Origin of the sequence: Rugosimonospora acidiphila (assembly GCF_039543385.1) — a bacterium.
Taxonomy (GTDB): domain Bacteria; phylum Actinomycetota; class Actinomycetes; order Mycobacteriales; family Micromonosporaceae; genus Rugosimonospora; species Rugosimonospora acidiphila.
Window position 1 is genome coordinate 19,642 of record NZ_BAABJQ010000049.1, and the last position, 14,329, is coordinate 33,970.

General features: G+C 71.2%; 13 protein-coding genes. 4 read left to right on the plus strand and 9 right to left on the minus strand.

Going from position 1 to position 14,329, the window contains the following annotated elements; translation table 11 throughout:
- Window positions 1–8 precede the first annotated feature (8 nt).
- A complete protein-coding gene (locus ABEA87_RS40310) occupies window positions 9–1,307 on the plus strand; it encodes an outer membrane protein assembly factor BamB family protein (protein WP_345638965.1) in 1,299 nt (432 codons plus the stop codon).
- Between the two features lie 110 nt (window positions 1,308–1,417).
- Window positions 1,418–2,032: a hypothetical protein gene (locus ABEA87_RS40315; protein ID WP_345638967.1), complete on the plus strand. Its 615-nt coding sequence runs from the start codon at window positions 1,418–1,420 to the stop codon at window positions 2,030–2,032.
- Window positions 2,033–2,075: 43 nt separating this feature from the next.
- Here ABEA87_RS40315 and ABEA87_RS40320 read toward each other — a convergent pair whose 3' ends face one another.
- A complete protein-coding gene (locus tag ABEA87_RS40320; RefSeq protein ID WP_345638968.1) occupies window positions 2,076–2,543 on the minus strand; it encodes a DoxX family protein in 468 nt (155 codons plus the stop codon).
- Window positions 2,544–2,706: 163 nt separating this feature from the next.
- The gene (locus ABEA87_RS40325) at window positions 2,707–3,432 is read right to left on the minus strand and encodes a transporter substrate-binding domain-containing protein (RefSeq protein ID WP_345638970.1); all 726 of its coding nucleotides are present in this window, start codon (window positions 3,430–3,432) and stop codon (window positions 2,707–2,709) included.
- A gap of 128 nt (window positions 3,433–3,560) precedes the next feature.
- Between ABEA87_RS40325 and ABEA87_RS40330 the strand changes: the two genes are divergently transcribed.
- Window positions 3,561–5,294, plus strand: coding sequence for a phospholipase D-like domain-containing protein (locus tag ABEA87_RS40330; protein WP_345638971.1), 1,734 nt, complete (start codon window positions 3,561–3,563; stop codon window positions 5,292–5,294).
- A 68-nt stretch (window positions 5,295–5,362) separates the two neighbouring features.
- Here ABEA87_RS40330 and ABEA87_RS40335 read toward each other — a convergent pair whose 3' ends face one another.
- Genes ABEA87_RS40335 through ABEA87_RS40345 form a run of 3 tightly spaced genes read right to left on the minus strand, consistent with a single transcriptional unit; the run spans window position 5,363 to window position 7,640 of the window.
- Window positions 5,363–6,445 (minus strand): LLM class flavin-dependent oxidoreductase, encoded by a 1,083-nt coding sequence (locus ABEA87_RS40335; RefSeq protein ID WP_345638973.1) that lies wholly within the window; start codon window positions 6,443–6,445, stop codon window positions 5,363–5,365.
- A gap of 11 nt (window positions 6,446–6,456) precedes the next feature.
- Window positions 6,457–7,125, minus strand: coding sequence for an NADPH-dependent F420 reductase (locus ABEA87_RS40340; protein ID WP_345638975.1), 669 nt, complete (start codon window positions 7,123–7,125; stop codon window positions 6,457–6,459).
- Window positions 7,122–7,640, minus strand: a complete 519-nt coding sequence (locus ABEA87_RS40345) for a MarR family winged helix-turn-helix transcriptional regulator (protein WP_345638977.1) — start codon at window positions 7,638–7,640, stop codon at window positions 7,122–7,124. Before ABEA87_RS40345 ends, ABEA87_RS40340 begins: the two co-directional genes overlap by 4 nt.
- A 145-nt stretch (window positions 7,641–7,785) precedes the next feature.
- Between ABEA87_RS40345 and ABEA87_RS40350 the strand changes: the two genes are divergently transcribed.
- Window positions 7,786–8,844, plus strand: a complete 1,059-nt coding sequence (locus ABEA87_RS40350) for an LLM class flavin-dependent oxidoreductase (RefSeq protein WP_345638979.1) — start codon at window positions 7,786–7,788, stop codon at window positions 8,842–8,844.
- Window positions 8,845–8,866: 22 nt separating this feature from the next.
- Here the strand turns inward: ABEA87_RS40350 and ABEA87_RS40355 are convergent, their stop codons facing one another.
- From ABEA87_RS40355 to ABEA87_RS40370, 4 genes are all read right to left on the minus strand, one after another.
- A complete protein-coding gene (locus tag ABEA87_RS40355) occupies window positions 8,867–9,856 on the minus strand; it encodes an ABC transporter substrate-binding protein (RefSeq protein ID WP_345638981.1) in 990 nt (329 codons plus the stop codon).
- 128 nt (window positions 9,857–9,984) lie between these two features.
- A complete protein-coding gene (locus ABEA87_RS40360; protein WP_345638983.1) occupies window positions 9,985–11,565 on the minus strand; it encodes a (Fe-S)-binding protein in 1,581 nt (526 codons plus the stop codon).
- Window position 11,566: 1 nt separating this feature from the next.
- The gene (locus tag ABEA87_RS40365; RefSeq protein WP_345638985.1) at window positions 11,567–12,760 is read right to left on the minus strand and encodes an FAD-binding oxidoreductase; all 1,194 of its coding nucleotides are present in this window, start codon (window positions 12,758–12,760) and stop codon (window positions 11,567–11,569) included.
- On the minus strand, window positions 12,760–14,268 hold the full coding sequence (locus tag ABEA87_RS40370; RefSeq protein WP_345638988.1) for an FAD-linked oxidase C-terminal domain-containing protein: 1,509 nt from the start codon (window positions 14,266–14,268) through the stop codon (window positions 12,760–12,762). Before ABEA87_RS40370 ends, ABEA87_RS40365 begins: the two co-directional genes overlap by 1 nt.
- Window positions 14,269–14,329: the final 61 nt, after the last annotated feature.

Sequence of the window (14,329 nt, forward strand, 5' to 3'; positions counted from 1 at the left end):
TGCGGAATGTGCTCATCGGCGTGGTGGTGCTCGTCATCATCGGGGCGGGGGTCGGGTTCGGGCTCCACTCCAAGTCGTCCGGCGCCACGATGAAGGTCGCCTGGTCGGTGAACGCGACCAAGGGCACGCAGTCCACGAACACGGCGCTCGCGGGAAGCTGGGCCACGCCGACCTCCGTGATCGACGGCCGCTCCGACGGTGTCATCGCCTACTCGCTCAAGAACGGCGCCCAGATCTGGGGCTGGCAGGTCCCGTCGGGGAGCACCGGCTGCCACATGAGCACGACCACGGCCGGCGGGATCGGCGTGCTCGCCTACGGAGAGAAGTTCTGCGACCAGCTCGTAGCGTTCAAGCTCGACACTGGCCAACAGGTGTGGCCGCACGCGATCAGCCTTGGTGACCCCAAGGGGCATTCGACGCCGTCAGCGACCTTCGTGGCGGTGGACGGCGATGTCATGGCGGTCGTGGCCCCGGACGACACCCTCGGCGCGTACGACCTGACGACCGGCAAGAAGCTCTGGCAGAAGTCGGAGGATGACTTCGACGCCTCGCTCGACTGTGACCTGTGGGGCGCGTCCGTCATCGGGACCACCGCCTACGCGCTCCATACCTGTACGCCGGCCAGCGGCGGGCTGAACTACAGCTACATCGTGACCGGCTACAACGCTCAGACCGGGGCCAAGACCTGGACGGGCCAGATCCGGCAGTTGGGAGACCAGGACACCGTGTCGCTCTGGAGCGACCCCGCCGACGGGTACCTGTTCGTGGCGGACTCGTCGGACTCCTCCGCGCAGCTGCTGTCTTTCTCGGTGCCCAAGGGTTCCGGTTCGACCACCCCGACGACCGTCAAGCTTGACGACTATGACACGAACGACGCGTTCACCCCGTCCGACCAGAACGGCGGCCAGCAGGTACCCCACGGGTACGCGGTGTACGGGCACACGCTCTACATCGAGGGGGCGCGCCCCCACGACTCGCGCGTCAACAATGTCAATGCCATAGACCTGGCGAGCGGCAAGAAGCTGTGGACTCAGGCGATCCCCGGCGACTCGATCGCGATTCTCGGCGCGGACGCCAGCGGCGTGCACACGGTCGCGTCGAAGGACGACGTCAGTCCCTTCCAGTTGGTGACGTTCTCGGCCTCCGCGGGGAAGAAGACCGAGGGCGCCAGCATCGACGACACTCGGATCAACATCCAGACCGAGGATCAGACCTACCTGGACGGCAAGTACCTGGTCGACCTTCCGTCGGCCACGTTCGCCGGGGACGCCGAAATCGTCGTCCTGTCGGGGGCGAAGATTTCCTGACCACCGCCGTCGCCGTTGATTCGGCACGGTTTCGGGCAGCATCGCCGCGGGACCGGCGCGCACGGACCCCGATGGGCGCGCCGGCCCCGTGGCACCTAATCTTTAGTGGCATGGGGATGGACATCACGGTTCTTATCGCCGACTGGGCGCACCTCGGAGAGGCCGCACCCGACCAGCGCCTGGACCTGCTGATGGACGCCGCGTTTCCGGACGAGGGATGGGACGTGCCGGATCCCGAGTGCGGGTGGGTGTGGCAGTCGGGGACGGACGCGCCCTGGCTCGCGCGGTACGTGTTCCGCGGCACGTCCGGCTCGTACAAGGCGCACTTCCGCACCGGCCAGGCGTGGGAGAAGATGCGTGACGCCGCCGACGCCGACCTGCGCGCGACGCTGGACCGGTTCCTGTCGGGGCTGTTCTGGTACGGGCCGAACCCCGACGACGAGGCCACCCACGTGCGCGGCGGGCTGTTCGCGGAGAAGGTCGGCAGGGGCCGCGGGGTGCTGCTGTCCTACCCGCCCGACGACATGCCCGTACTGGTCAAGTCCTGGGTCGAGGCGCAGCCACGGATCGGGGAGCTTCGGGAGCCGTTCGACGCGCACGCCGTGCGCCCGACCGAGCAATGGATCAGAGATTTCGACGAGTTCGCCGACGTGCTCAACTGCTGGGGCGAGGTGGTCGGCGAGGCCGACAGTCGCGGCTGGGGGCTGGTCGGGCTGCCTTCCTGACCGAGGGAAGGGTTCGCCCGACGCCGTTGTCGGGCGGCCCGGGTCAGCCTGCGTCGAGGTCGCGCTCCAGGTCGCCGCCGACGACCGGGTTCAGCAGCCGGGACAGCCGCGGCCAGTTGCCAGCGAGCGCGTCCAGCGACCACGGCCCCGGGCCGCTGAGCGCGATCAGCAGGAACGACCAGCAGAACAGCACGGCGGGTTCCCCGCCGTTCTGGATCGGGAACAGCGCGCGCTCCTGGTGCACCGTGAAGTACGCGAATGCCATCGAGCCCGAGGCCAGTACCGCGGCCGGCCGGGTACCCAGGCCGACGAACACCAGCAGACCGGCGACCAGTTGGATCAGTGCTGCCCACCAGTCGGGCCAGGTGCCGACCGGGATCGCCCGGTGGGTGTCCACCGCACCGCCGAACACACCGAACAGCGACGCGGCGCCGTGACAGACGAACAGCAGGCCGACGACGATCCGGAACAGTGAGGCCACGGGTCCTCGTAGGCGTTCGAGCCGTTGCATGAGCCACTCCTTCTTCCGACGGCCGGCGGCCATCGCCGCCGGCGGGTCACAGACGGAGGCACGGACAACATGCTGATACAGTTCGACGTATCAATGTGACACACAGCACTCACAGCATCGCTTGACAGTGACGAGCGTCGTGGTTAGGGCGGTCCGGAGACGCTCACGCCCGGGGCGGGGCGACCTCGACGCTGGTCTGGTTCGAGCGCCGCAGGGCCTCGGCGACGAACCCGTTGGCCTTCAGCTCCTCGATGAGGTCGCCGAGAAACCGGACGGTCTCCGGGCTCCGGGACCTGGTCGTGCCCACCGCCTGCCGGATCTGCATGAACCGGCCGTCGATCAGCCGGAGTTCGGGGTGTGCCGCCACGTACTCGGTCATCGGCTGTCTGATGCCGGCCAGCACCTCCAGGCCCTGGGCCCGCAGCTCGTCGGGGTCCCCCTCGCTGCGCACCAGGCTCGCGTGGGCCAGGGTGCGGGACAGGAACAGATCGTAGGCGGAGCCGCGCTTCACGCCGATCCGCACGCCCGGGCCGTCGACGCCCGCGACCGTGGTGAGGGCCGACTCCCTCGGCACGGCGTAAACGCCCTCAATCACGACGTACGGGGCGGTGAACGCGACCTCGGCCTCCCGGGCGGGCTCGATGGCCAGGAAACAGATGTCGGCCCGACCGGACGCCATCGCCTCGTACGACTTGCGGGCGGCGTCGAAGCAGACGAACTCGACCGGCACGCCGAGCCGCGCGGCGATCTCCCGCGCGAGGTCGACCGTGATGCCGGCTGGCCGCTGCGGTGTGCCCTGGGCCAGCACGGGATTGCCCAGATTGATGGAGGCCCGCAGGGTGCCCTCCGGCGCCAGATCGGGGGCGGGGGTCGCAGAAACGATGTTCATGAGGCGAGGGTACGACCCGCCACCGGCCGTTCAATAATTGGCAATTTCAACATCATCTATGCGTACGCCGATTTCTCGCCGCTCCGCGATGCTTCGGTCGCACGGCACCCTCTCAGTCAGGAGGCCCCATGTCCCGCACCCTCGTACGCCGCCTCGGCACCGTCCTGCTCGCCGGCGTCACGGCCGCCGCCACCGCCCTGTCCCCCGCGTCCGCCTACGCCGCCGGAACCTACTCGCTGCTGATCTTCCCGGATCAGGGCCAGGGCGCCGTGTACAGCTTCATCAACTCGGCGACCCGGAGCATCGACATGACGATGTACGAGCTGCGCGACACGACGGCGGTCAACGACCTGGTGAGCCGGGAGAAGGCCGGCGTGACCGTCCGGGTGATCCTGGACGCCGCAAACACCTCCGTCAACGCCTCCGCGTACAGCACGCTGCGGGCCGGCGGGGTCGGCGTCACGTACTCGTCGTCGGCGTTCGTCTACACCCACCAGAAGACCATCACGGTGGACGGCACCCGGTCCCTCGTCATGACCGGCAACCTCGACTCGACCTACTACTCCACGTCGCGCGACTACGCGGTCTTCGACCCGGACGCCGCGGACGTCGCGGCCATCGAGCGGGTCTTCAACGCCGACTACGCGAAGACGTCGATCACGCCGACCGACGGCGACAACCTGGTGTGGTCGCCCACCGACTCGCAGACCCGGCTGCTGTCGGTCATCACCGGGGCGCAGCACACCCTCGACGTTGAGCAGCTCGAATTCAGCGACACCGCTCTGGTCAACGCGATAGTCGCCGACGCGCGGCGCGGGGTGCGGGTACGCGTGGTGGTCGAGGACCCGTCGTCGTACACCACCCAGCTCAACCAGGTCACCGCGGCCGGCGGCACGGTGACCTCGTACTCGTCGAGCACCGGCTTCTACGTCCACGCCAAGGCGATCGTCGCCGATTACGGCACCGCCACGGCGAAGGTGTTCGCCGGCTCGGAGAACTTCTCCGACAACTCGCTCAACCACAACCGGGAGCTGGGCATCATCCTCAACGATTCCGCCGTGCTCAACGGCGTCGAGGCGACGTTCAACGCCGACTTCGCCAAGACCCCGGTGACGATCAGCAACCCGGGCAACCAGACCGGCCGGGTGGGCAGCGCCGCCAGCCTCCAGATCCAGGCCGGCGACTCCAGCGGACGTACCCTGACCTACCGCGCGACCGGCCTGCCCGCGGGCCTGACCATCGGCGCCAGCACCGGCCTCATCTCCGGTACCCCGACCACCGCCACCACCGCCACGGTCACCGTCACCGCCACCGACGGCAGCGCCAGCGCGAGCACCACCTTCACCTGGACCATCGCCTCGACGGGTGGTGGCGGTGGCGGCGGTGGTTGCTCCTCGGCTCAGCTGCTCGGCAACCCCGGCTTCGAGACCGGCACGGCGTCGCCGTGGACCGCCAGCAGCGGGGTCATCAGCAACCGGAGCAACGAGGCGCCGCACGCCGGTTCCTGGTACGGCTGGCTCGACGGGTACGGCACCACCACTACCAACACCCTGTCCCAGACCGTCACGCTGCCGGCAGGCTGTGCCAGCTACCAGCTCGGTTTCTGGCTGCACATCGACACGGCCGAGACCACGACCACCGCGTACGACACGTTGACCGTGCAGGTCCTGAACGGCTCCGGTACGGTGCTCGGCACGCTGGCCACCTACTCCAACGCCAACCACAACACCGGGTACGCCCAGCGCGTGTTCGACCTGTCCGCGTACGCCGGGCAGGCCGTCACGCTGCGGTTCACCGGCAGCGAGGACTACACCAAGCAGACCTCGTTCGTCATCGACGACACCGCCCTCAACGTGAGCTGAGCGACGCGCGCGTCGACCGCCGGGGCCCGCCCACACCACGGGCCCCGGCGGTCCGCCTTTACTCGGCCTCAGGCCAGCAGTTCGCGCACGCGCGGGGCGACCTTCGTGCCGTACAGCTCGATGTTCTCCATCAGCGCCCGGTGGGACAGCCCGCCCATGGCGTACTTGAGGTCGAACCGGGTGGCGCCGAGCACGTTGAGGTTGGCCGCGATCTTCTGTGCGACGGTCTCCGGCGACCCAACGTAGAGCGCGCCGTGCGGCCCGAGCTCGTTCAGGAAGGACTCCTTGGTCGGCACGGCGAATCCCCGGGTCTTGCTGGCCCGGCGCATGACCTCCAGGTAGCGCGGCCAGAACTCCTCGCGCGCCTGCTCGTCGGTCGCCGCCACGTGCCCGGGCGAGTGCACCCCGATCGGCAGGGCGGGGCGGCCGAGCCGCCGCAGCGCCTCGCGGAACAGCTCGGAGAAGGGCGCGAAGCGCGCCGGGGAGCCGCCGATGATCGCGAGCATCAGCGAGTACCCGTACCGGGCGGCGCGCACGACCGACTGGGGGCTGCCGCCCACCCCGATCCAGGCCGGGAAGGGCCCGGATTCGGTGTGCGGCACGACATCCTGGTCGCGCAGTGACGCTCGGGTGTTGCCGTGCCAGCTGACCGGGCCCCCCTTGAGAAGTTCGGCGAAGAGCTGGACCTTCTCCTCGAACAGCTCCTCGTAGTCGGCAAGGTCGTAACCGAACAGCGGGAAGGAGTCGATGCTGGAGCCGCGTCCCAGGATGACCTCCGCCCGGCCGCCGGAGACGGCGTGCAGCGTGGAGTACCGCTGGAACACCCGCACCGGGTCGTCCGAGCTCAGCACGGTGACCGCCGAGCCGAGGTGGATGCGGGTCGTCCGCGCGGCGATCGCGGCGAGGACCACGTCGCCGGCCGACAGCGGGAAGTCGCCGGTGTGGTGCTCACCGATGCCGAAGAAGTCGAGCCCGACCTGGTCGGCCAGCACACCCTCCTCGACGAGGTCGCGGATCGTCTGGGCGTGGGACAGCGGGCGGTCCTGATCGTCGTGGGTCACGTCGCCGAAGGTGTCCAGACCCAGTACGAGGGGGAAGGTCGCAGGCCCGCCGGTGCCGGCCGGGGTGCTGGGTGTCGCTGGGGTGGTCATATCGGTCCTGCCTATCTGTTCGGTGAGGGTGAGGGCGCGCCGCGGAGAGCCCGCTCGAACTCGGCCCGACGCAACGGGACGCCGAAGACCGGGCCACCGGGTTCGAGGAGGCGGCCGGCGGCCAGCGTGCCCAGCCGGACGGCGTCGTACCCGAGGCGGTCAATGAACTCCGCCACGGGCGCGACGGCCCCCGGGTCGTCGCCGGCCACCCCGAGCGCCCGGCGGTCCGGTGCGCCCCCGGGACGGCGCTCCTCCTCCAGCTCGTGGTAGCCGATGTGGTTGAGGGTCTTCACGACGGTGGAGCCGGCGAGCCGGTGCGCCACTATCTCGCTGCTGCCGCGCCCGGGCTCCTCGAACAGCTCCTGGACCCCGTCGATGGGCGGCCAGTAGTTCATCGTGTCGACGACGAGCTTGCCGGCCACCGGAACGGGGTCGAACTCGCCGAACCTGTGCAGCGGGATCGCCAGCACCACGATGTCGGCCTCGCGGGCCGCGTCGGCCGCCCACCGGGGCTCGGCACCGGGCGCCAGCACCTGGGTGATGAGCGCGATGCGCTCCGGATCGCCGGAGGCCGCGATGGACACCTGGTATCCGGCATCCATGGCGACCCGCGCGATCACCGGGCCGGTGTGTCCGGCACCCAGCACGGCGATGCGCGGCAGCGCCCGTCCGCCATTCATCGGCGCCCCTCCCGCTTCGGCGCCTCCACCTGCTCGGGGTGGAGGTGGTCGCGCAGCGACCGCAGAATGCCGTCGAGCGCGTCGAACTGTTCTGAGGTAAGGGCGTCGGCGAAGTGTCGCTTGATGGCCCTCGTGTGTGGCAGGGTCGCGCCCCGGAAGGCGTCCGTGCCCTCGTCGGTCAGGAAGACCTCGGCGCCGCGGTTGTCGGTCGCGCAGTCGTCGCGGCGGATCAGGCCGCGCCGTTCCATCCGGGCGAGGTGGTGCGACAGCCGGCTGCGTTCCCAGTCGATGGTCGCCGCCAGCACGGAGGAGCGCATCCGGCGGCCCTCCGCCTCGCTCAGCGCGAGCAGCACCTGGTAGTCGGCCGGGGAGAGGTTCGAGTCCTGGGACAGCTGCGCGCCCAGCAGCCGGCGCAGCTCGGTGGTGGTATCCACCAAGGATCGCCAGATGCTCAGTTCGGCCGAGGTCATCCGGCGGCGCGCCACCGCGCCGCCGGGCCGTTCGCCACCAGACATGACCCACACCTCATTTCATTGACGCGTCAATCATAGCCACCCATATCATTGACGCGTCAATAATGACGCGTCAATCACATGGCAGGCGAATCACCTGGCGCGTCAATCACCTGGCATGTCAGTCAGCTGGCTTGGGGAGAGTGTGATGGCGACCAGCCTTACCGGACGCCCGGTCGTGATCGGGGTCGACAGCTTCGGGGACGTGACCACCGGCGGTGACGGCGCACCGTTGCCCCAGCCGGAGACCATCCGCGAGCTGGTGGCCGAGGGCGTGCTCGCCGAGCAGTCCGGGCTCGACTTCTTCGGCCTGGGCGAGCACCACATCGAGGAGATGCCGCTGTCCGCGCCGGACCTGGTGCTCGCGGCGGTCGCCGCCCGCACCTCGCGGATCCACCTCGGATCGGCGGTGACGGTGCTCAGCTCGGACGACCCGGTGCGGGTGTTCCAGCGGTACGCGACGCTGGACGCCCTGTCCTCCGGGCGGGCCGAGGTGATTCTCGGCCGCGGCTCCAGCAAGGAATCCTTCCCGCTGTTCGGGTTCGACCTCGCCGACTACGACCGGCTGTTCGAGGAGAAGGTCGAACTGTTCGCCCGGGTACGCGCGGAAAAAACGGTCACCTGGTCGGGAACCACCCGAGCGTCCCTGAACGGGCTGCCGGTCTACCCGCACACCGCCTCGGGATCGCTGCCCACCTGGATCGGCGTCGGCGGCAACCCGGCCTCGGTGGTACGCGCCGCGCGGTACGGGTTCTCCCTGATGCTCGCGATCATCGGGGGCAACCCGGTGCGCTTCGCCCGGCTCTCCCAGCTCTACCGGGAAGCCACCAGGCAGGCCGGCTTCGATCCGCTGCCGATCGGGGTGCACTCCCCCGGGCACGTCGCGGCGACCGACGAGCAGGCCCAGGAGGAGTACTGGCCCACCTACGAGACGTTCATGCTCGACGCCCGCCGGGAGCGCGGCTTCCCGCCCATCACCCGCGAGTACTTCGCGCACGAACTCGAGTACGGCTCGCTGTACGTCGGCTCCCCGGACACGGTCGCCCGGCGGATCGCCAGGACCATGACCGCCCTGGACGCCAACCGCTTCGACCTGAAGTACGGCATGGGCCCCATGCCGCACGCCGCCGTCCTGGACAACCTCCGGCTCTTCGGCACCGAGGTGGCGCCCCGGGTCCGCGAACTGCTCGGCGCGGCGGCCCCCTGAGCGCCGGATCCACGCACCGGCGTCACTCCCCCGGTACGAGGTCGAAGCGCGCGACGTCCGTGGGGCTCGGGTCGGTCTTGATCAGGCCGGAGGCGCGCAGCAGCGCGATGCCCCGGGCCACCTTCGCCTCGTCCAGCCGGCCCGAGAAGACGAACGGCTTGAGCGCGGCCATGGTCCGGGCCGACAGGTCGGCCGCGTCGGTGTTCACGGCGGAGTGGATGAACCCTCCGGCTGCCTCGGGGTTCGTGACCGCGTCGCGCAGGCCCTTCATCAGAGCCCCGAGGAACCGGCGCAGCTCGTCGGGCCGCGAGTTGACGTGGTCGGTGGGTGCGATGATGACGGACCCGTAGAGGTCGCTCAGGTACCTGTTGTACGGCAGCACGTTCGTCGGCTTGCCCGGCACCACCATGCTCAGTGCGTCCAAACTGGACTCACCGATCGCCGACACCTGGCCGGACTTCAGCATCAGCGGCAGCTGTATGGTGTTCGCATTGGTGATCTTCACCCGTTTCGGATCTATCCCGGCCAGCCGGGCGTAGGTCGGGAACAGGGTCTGCGTGGCGGCACCCGCCGCGGTCGCCACGGTCCGGCCGATCAGGTCGGCCGGCTGCCTGACCGCGTCGCCCACGCTGACCATCGCGAGGGTGGTGCTCTGGTGGACGGCCGCCACGATCCGGAAGCCTCGCTGGTACTTCTCGCTCAGGAACAGCGCGCTCGCATACTCCAGCACCGCGTAGTCGGCCTGGCCGGCTGCCAGGGTGGTGACGTTGTAGTCGGCGGGTTGGCCGGGCAGCACGGTGACGTCGAACCCGGCGTCGCGGAAATACCCCCGGGCGATGGGCACCTGCCAGTACTCCTCGCGGGCGTTGACGCCGAAGACGGTCAGCACCCGCCGCTTGACGGGCGGCCCGGTGGAGCGCGACGCGGCCGGAGACGACCCGTGGCAGGCTCCGGTCAGCGCCAGCGCCGCGGCCGAGGCCCCGGTGGTCAGCAGCAGTCGTCTCGTGGGCACGGCCTTCTCCCCTCGGAACGCCTGCCCTCCCTCGGAGGGCTTGCCGGACGCGGTTGCCCGGAACGCTACTCGGGATCGACCAGCGCGAAAGACCGTTGAAAGATAGTGGACAATCGATGTTTGACCGGCTACGCGCCCGCCGCTCCGGGGCGGGCGCCGGCCACGACCGTACCCGGTCCGTCGAGCGCCCGGGCGAGCAACTCCGGCGCGCCGACGCCCCGGATCGAGGCGTCCAGCACCTGCACCGTGTGTGCCACCGGCATCCGCCGACCCATGCGGGCCAGCGTGGTCGCCACCTGCATCCAGCACCCCGGGTTGGCGGTCACCATGATGTCCGCGCCGGTCCCGAGCACCGCCGCCGCCTTACGCTCGCCCAACTCCCGCGCCGGACCGGGGTGCAGCAGGTTGTAGGTGCCGGCGCTGCCGCAGCAGATCTCCGGCTCGGCCAGCTCGCTCAACTCGACGCCGGGAATGCCGCGCAGCAGCCGGCGCGGCTGATCGCGTACGCCTTGGGCGTGGCCCAGGTGGCAGGCGTCCTGGTACGCCACGGTCATCGGCAGCGGGTGCCGGGGCGCCACCGGCCCGAGTTCGTCGAGCAGCTCCGAGATGTCCCTGACCTTCGCCGCCAGGGCCTCGGCCCGCGCCGCCCAGCCCGGTTCGTCGCGCAACTGGTGGCCGTACTCCTTGAGGTTGGAGCCGCAGCCAGCGGCGTTGACCACGATGGTGTCGACCCGCGCCGCCTCGAAGGTCTCGATGACCGACCTGGCGAACCGCAGCGCCTCGGGTTCGCGGCCGGCGTGCGCGGACAGCGCGCCGCAGCAGCCCTGCCCGGACGGCACCACCACCTCGCAGCCCTCGGCCGCCAGCACCCGGACCGTGGCGGCGTTGACGTCGGGGAAGAAGGTGCCCTGCACGCACCCGGTGAGCAGCCCGACCGTGCGGCGCCTGGACCCCACGGCGGGCGTGCGCGCGGGCAGCCGCGGCACCCGACCCAGCCTCGGCGCCAGCGACTCCATGGCCTGCAACGGTTGGGGCAGCCGGGCGAGCAGCCCGCCGCGGGCCAGCGCGCGACCCAGCCCACTCGCTTGGTAGGCGCGCAGCGGCCCGCGCAGCAGCCCCAGCCGGCGGGGGTACGGGAACAGCCGGTAGATCAGGCCGCGCAGTAGCCGTTGCGTGGCCGAGCGCCGCACCCGCCGCTCCAGCTGCGCCCGCGTGCTCTCGATGAGCTGGTCGTACCGCACGCCGGACGGGCAGGCGGTCACGCAGGACATGCAGCCCAGGCACTGGTCGAGGTGCCGCACGCTGCTCTCGTCGAAGGCGTCGCCGGCGAGTGCGCCCTTCATGATGTCGATGCGACCGCGCGGGCTGTCCATTTCCTCGCCCCACAGCACGTAGGTCGGGCAGCTGGGCAGGCAGAATCCACAGTGGACACAGTCACTGATGAGCGCGGCGTCCGGCGGATGGTGCGCGTCGAAGGCGGAGCCGGACGCCGGCCGGACGCGCGGCAGGCCCAGCCCGACGGTGGCGGCCGGGGCGCTGGCCGCGATCGGGCCGCCCTGGGAAGCGTAGCCGGCGCCGGGTTGTGGCAAAGGCGAGCACTCCCCGCGGCTGCCCGGGCCGGGGCGCCGCCCGCCCAACTGGTTCGCGGCCGGCTGGCTCGCGGCCGGTGGGTTCGCGGCCGGCGTCGCTCCGATCGGTGATGCGGTCATCTCACAGACCTCCGAGCAGCCGGCCGGGCGACAGCCGTCGCCGCGGATCGAACTGGTCCTTGACCCTGGTCATCAGGCCGAACGAGTCGGGCACCGGCCCCCAGTGGTCGAGCGTGGCGCGAGCACCCTCCGGCGCGGCGAGGACGACCGCTGATCCGTCGTAGGGCCGGATCGCGGCCCGCAGCGCGGCGAGGTCGGTGTCCTCGGGTACGGCCGCGTACGCGACCCCGGTGCAGGCCGACGCGGTACCCGAGGCGCCGGGCGGCAGCGCGTCCAGCACCCGGGGAAGGGCGTACGGCTCGAAGGCCAGCCGCAGCACCAGGGTGCCGTCCGGCCGGCGGCCGAACCAGGGCGGCGGGGCCGGTTCGCGGGTGCCGGCGCCGAGCAGCGCGAGGGTGGCCCGGGACTGGGCCTCGACCGACTCCTCGATGCTCTCGAAGAGCACGACGAACTCGCCGCCGGACGGGCCGAAGCGCAGCTCGACCGCGCTGGGCGTGAGCGTCGAGCGGGCCATCAGCGCGGCGAGCCGGCCGGCCTCGGCGGCATCGCCCACCGGCACCCGGACCGCTCCCGAAGCCTTCGGCAGCGGGTGCAGCCGCCATGTCGCCGACACCACGACGCCGAGGCCGCCGTGCGCACCGGTGTACAGCTTGCCGAGGTCGTAGCCGGCCACGTTCTTGACCACCTTGCCACCGGACCGCGCGATGGTGCCGTCGGCGAGCACGACGGTGACGCCGATGAGCAGGTCGCGCACGGTGCCGTAGCGCAGCCGGCGCGGCCCGGAGGCGTTGGCGCCGATGATGCCGCCGATCGTCGCGTCCGGCTCGGGCGGGTCGAGCGCGAGCATCTGGCCGTGCTCGGCCAACGCTCGCCGCAGATCCGCGAGCGGCACCCCGGCCTCGGTGACGACCACCAGATCGCCGGGCGCGTGCTCCACTATCCGGTTCAGGCCGGTGGTCCGCAGCAGCAGATCGCAGGAGCCAGGCGGTGGCGCCCAGCCGGTCTTCGTGCCGGCGCCCACCGCGACGACCGTGCCGGTCGTGGTGCGCAGGATGTCGGCGATCTCGCCCGCGCTCGACGGCCGGACCACCTCGGTCGGCCGGACCCCCGCCACGGTGACCGCCTCCGGCGCCGGCTCGTCGCCGCGTGCGGGGCGCTCGCCTCCGCCCCGAACCGTTCCTTGGGAAGCGCCCATCAGAACACCTCACCGAAGGCCGGGTCCGGAGCGTCCTCGGCGGTGCGGGCGCCCGGGCGCTCGCCGCACAGCCGGGGCGTCGGGAACAGCTTGCCGGGATTGGCCAGCCCACCCGGGTCGAACGCGCACCGGACGAGCTGCATGGTGTCCAGGTCCTCGGCCGTGAACTGGCGGGCCATCTTGGACTTCTTCTCGAACCCCACACCATGCTCCCCGGTGATGGACCCACCGGCGTCGATGCAGGCGTCGAGGATGGCGAAGCCGAGCCGCTCCGCGTCCGCCATCGCGCCCGGGGCGGCGTCGTCGAACAGGATGAGCGGGTGCAGGTTGCCGTCGCCGGCGTGGAAGACGTTGGCGACCCGCAGTTGCGCCTCGTCGGCCAGGCGCCCGATCTCGTCGAGGATTTCCGGCAATCGGGTGCGCGGGATCACCCCGTCCTGCACGTAGTACGCCGGGCTGATCCGGCCCACCGCGGCGAACGCCGACTTGCGCCCCTTCCACATCAGCGCCCGCTCGGCGTCGTCGCGCGCGATGCGCGTCTCGAACGCGTGCCTCGCCTCGGCGATCCCCCGCACCTGGCGGAACTGTTCGTCGACCTCGACCCGCGGCCCGTCCAGCTCGATCACCAGGACGGCCACCGCACCCGGCGGGTACCCGCACCGCACGGCGGCCTCGGCGGCCTCGATGGCCAACGCGTCCATCATCTCGATGGCCGCCGGCAGGATGCCCGAGGCGATGATGTCGCTGACCGTACCGGCCGCGTCGTGCACGGTGTGGAAGCCGACGAGCATGGTCTGCACCGACTCCGGCGCCTGGATCGTGCGCAGCGTGATCCGGGTGGCCACCCCGAGCGTGCCCTCGCTGCCCACGAAGGCCCCCAGCAGGTCCAGGCCGGGGTGCTCCGGCGCGGTGCCGCCGAGGTGCACCACCTCGCCGTCGGGCAGCACCACCTCGGCGCCCATCACGTGGTTGACCGTGAAGCCGTACTTCAGGCAGTGCGCCCCGCCCGCGTTCTCGGCGATGTTGCCGCCGATGCTGCAGACCTGCTGAGAGGACGGGTCGGGGGCGTACGCCTGGCCGTGCGGCGCCGCCTCGCGGGTGACCCAGAGATTGATCACGCCCGGCTCCACCACGACGCGGGCGTTGTCCGGGTCGACCGACACGATCCGGCGCAGCCGGGACAGCACGATGAGCACGCCGTCCGCGACCGGCATCGCCCCGCCGGACAGCCCGGTGCCCGAGCCCCGGGCCACGAACGGCACCGCGGCCTCGGCGCACAGCCGCACGGTCGTGACGACGTCGTCCCGGTCGGCCGCCAGCACCACCACGCCCGGGCGCACCCGGTACGCGGCCAGCCCGTCGCACTCGTAGGTGCGCAACTGCGCGGGGTCGGTGAGTACCTTGTCCGCGCCGATGCGCGCCCGCAGCCGGTCGGCGAGGCGTAACACGTCGCCGGAGGCCCGCCGATCGTCGGGCGCCTGCTGTTTGACCTGAGGGTGCTGGTTCATCACACCGCCTCGAGTCCGCGATCGATATCCCACCGTGGCCCGGCATGACGCCGTCGTCAAG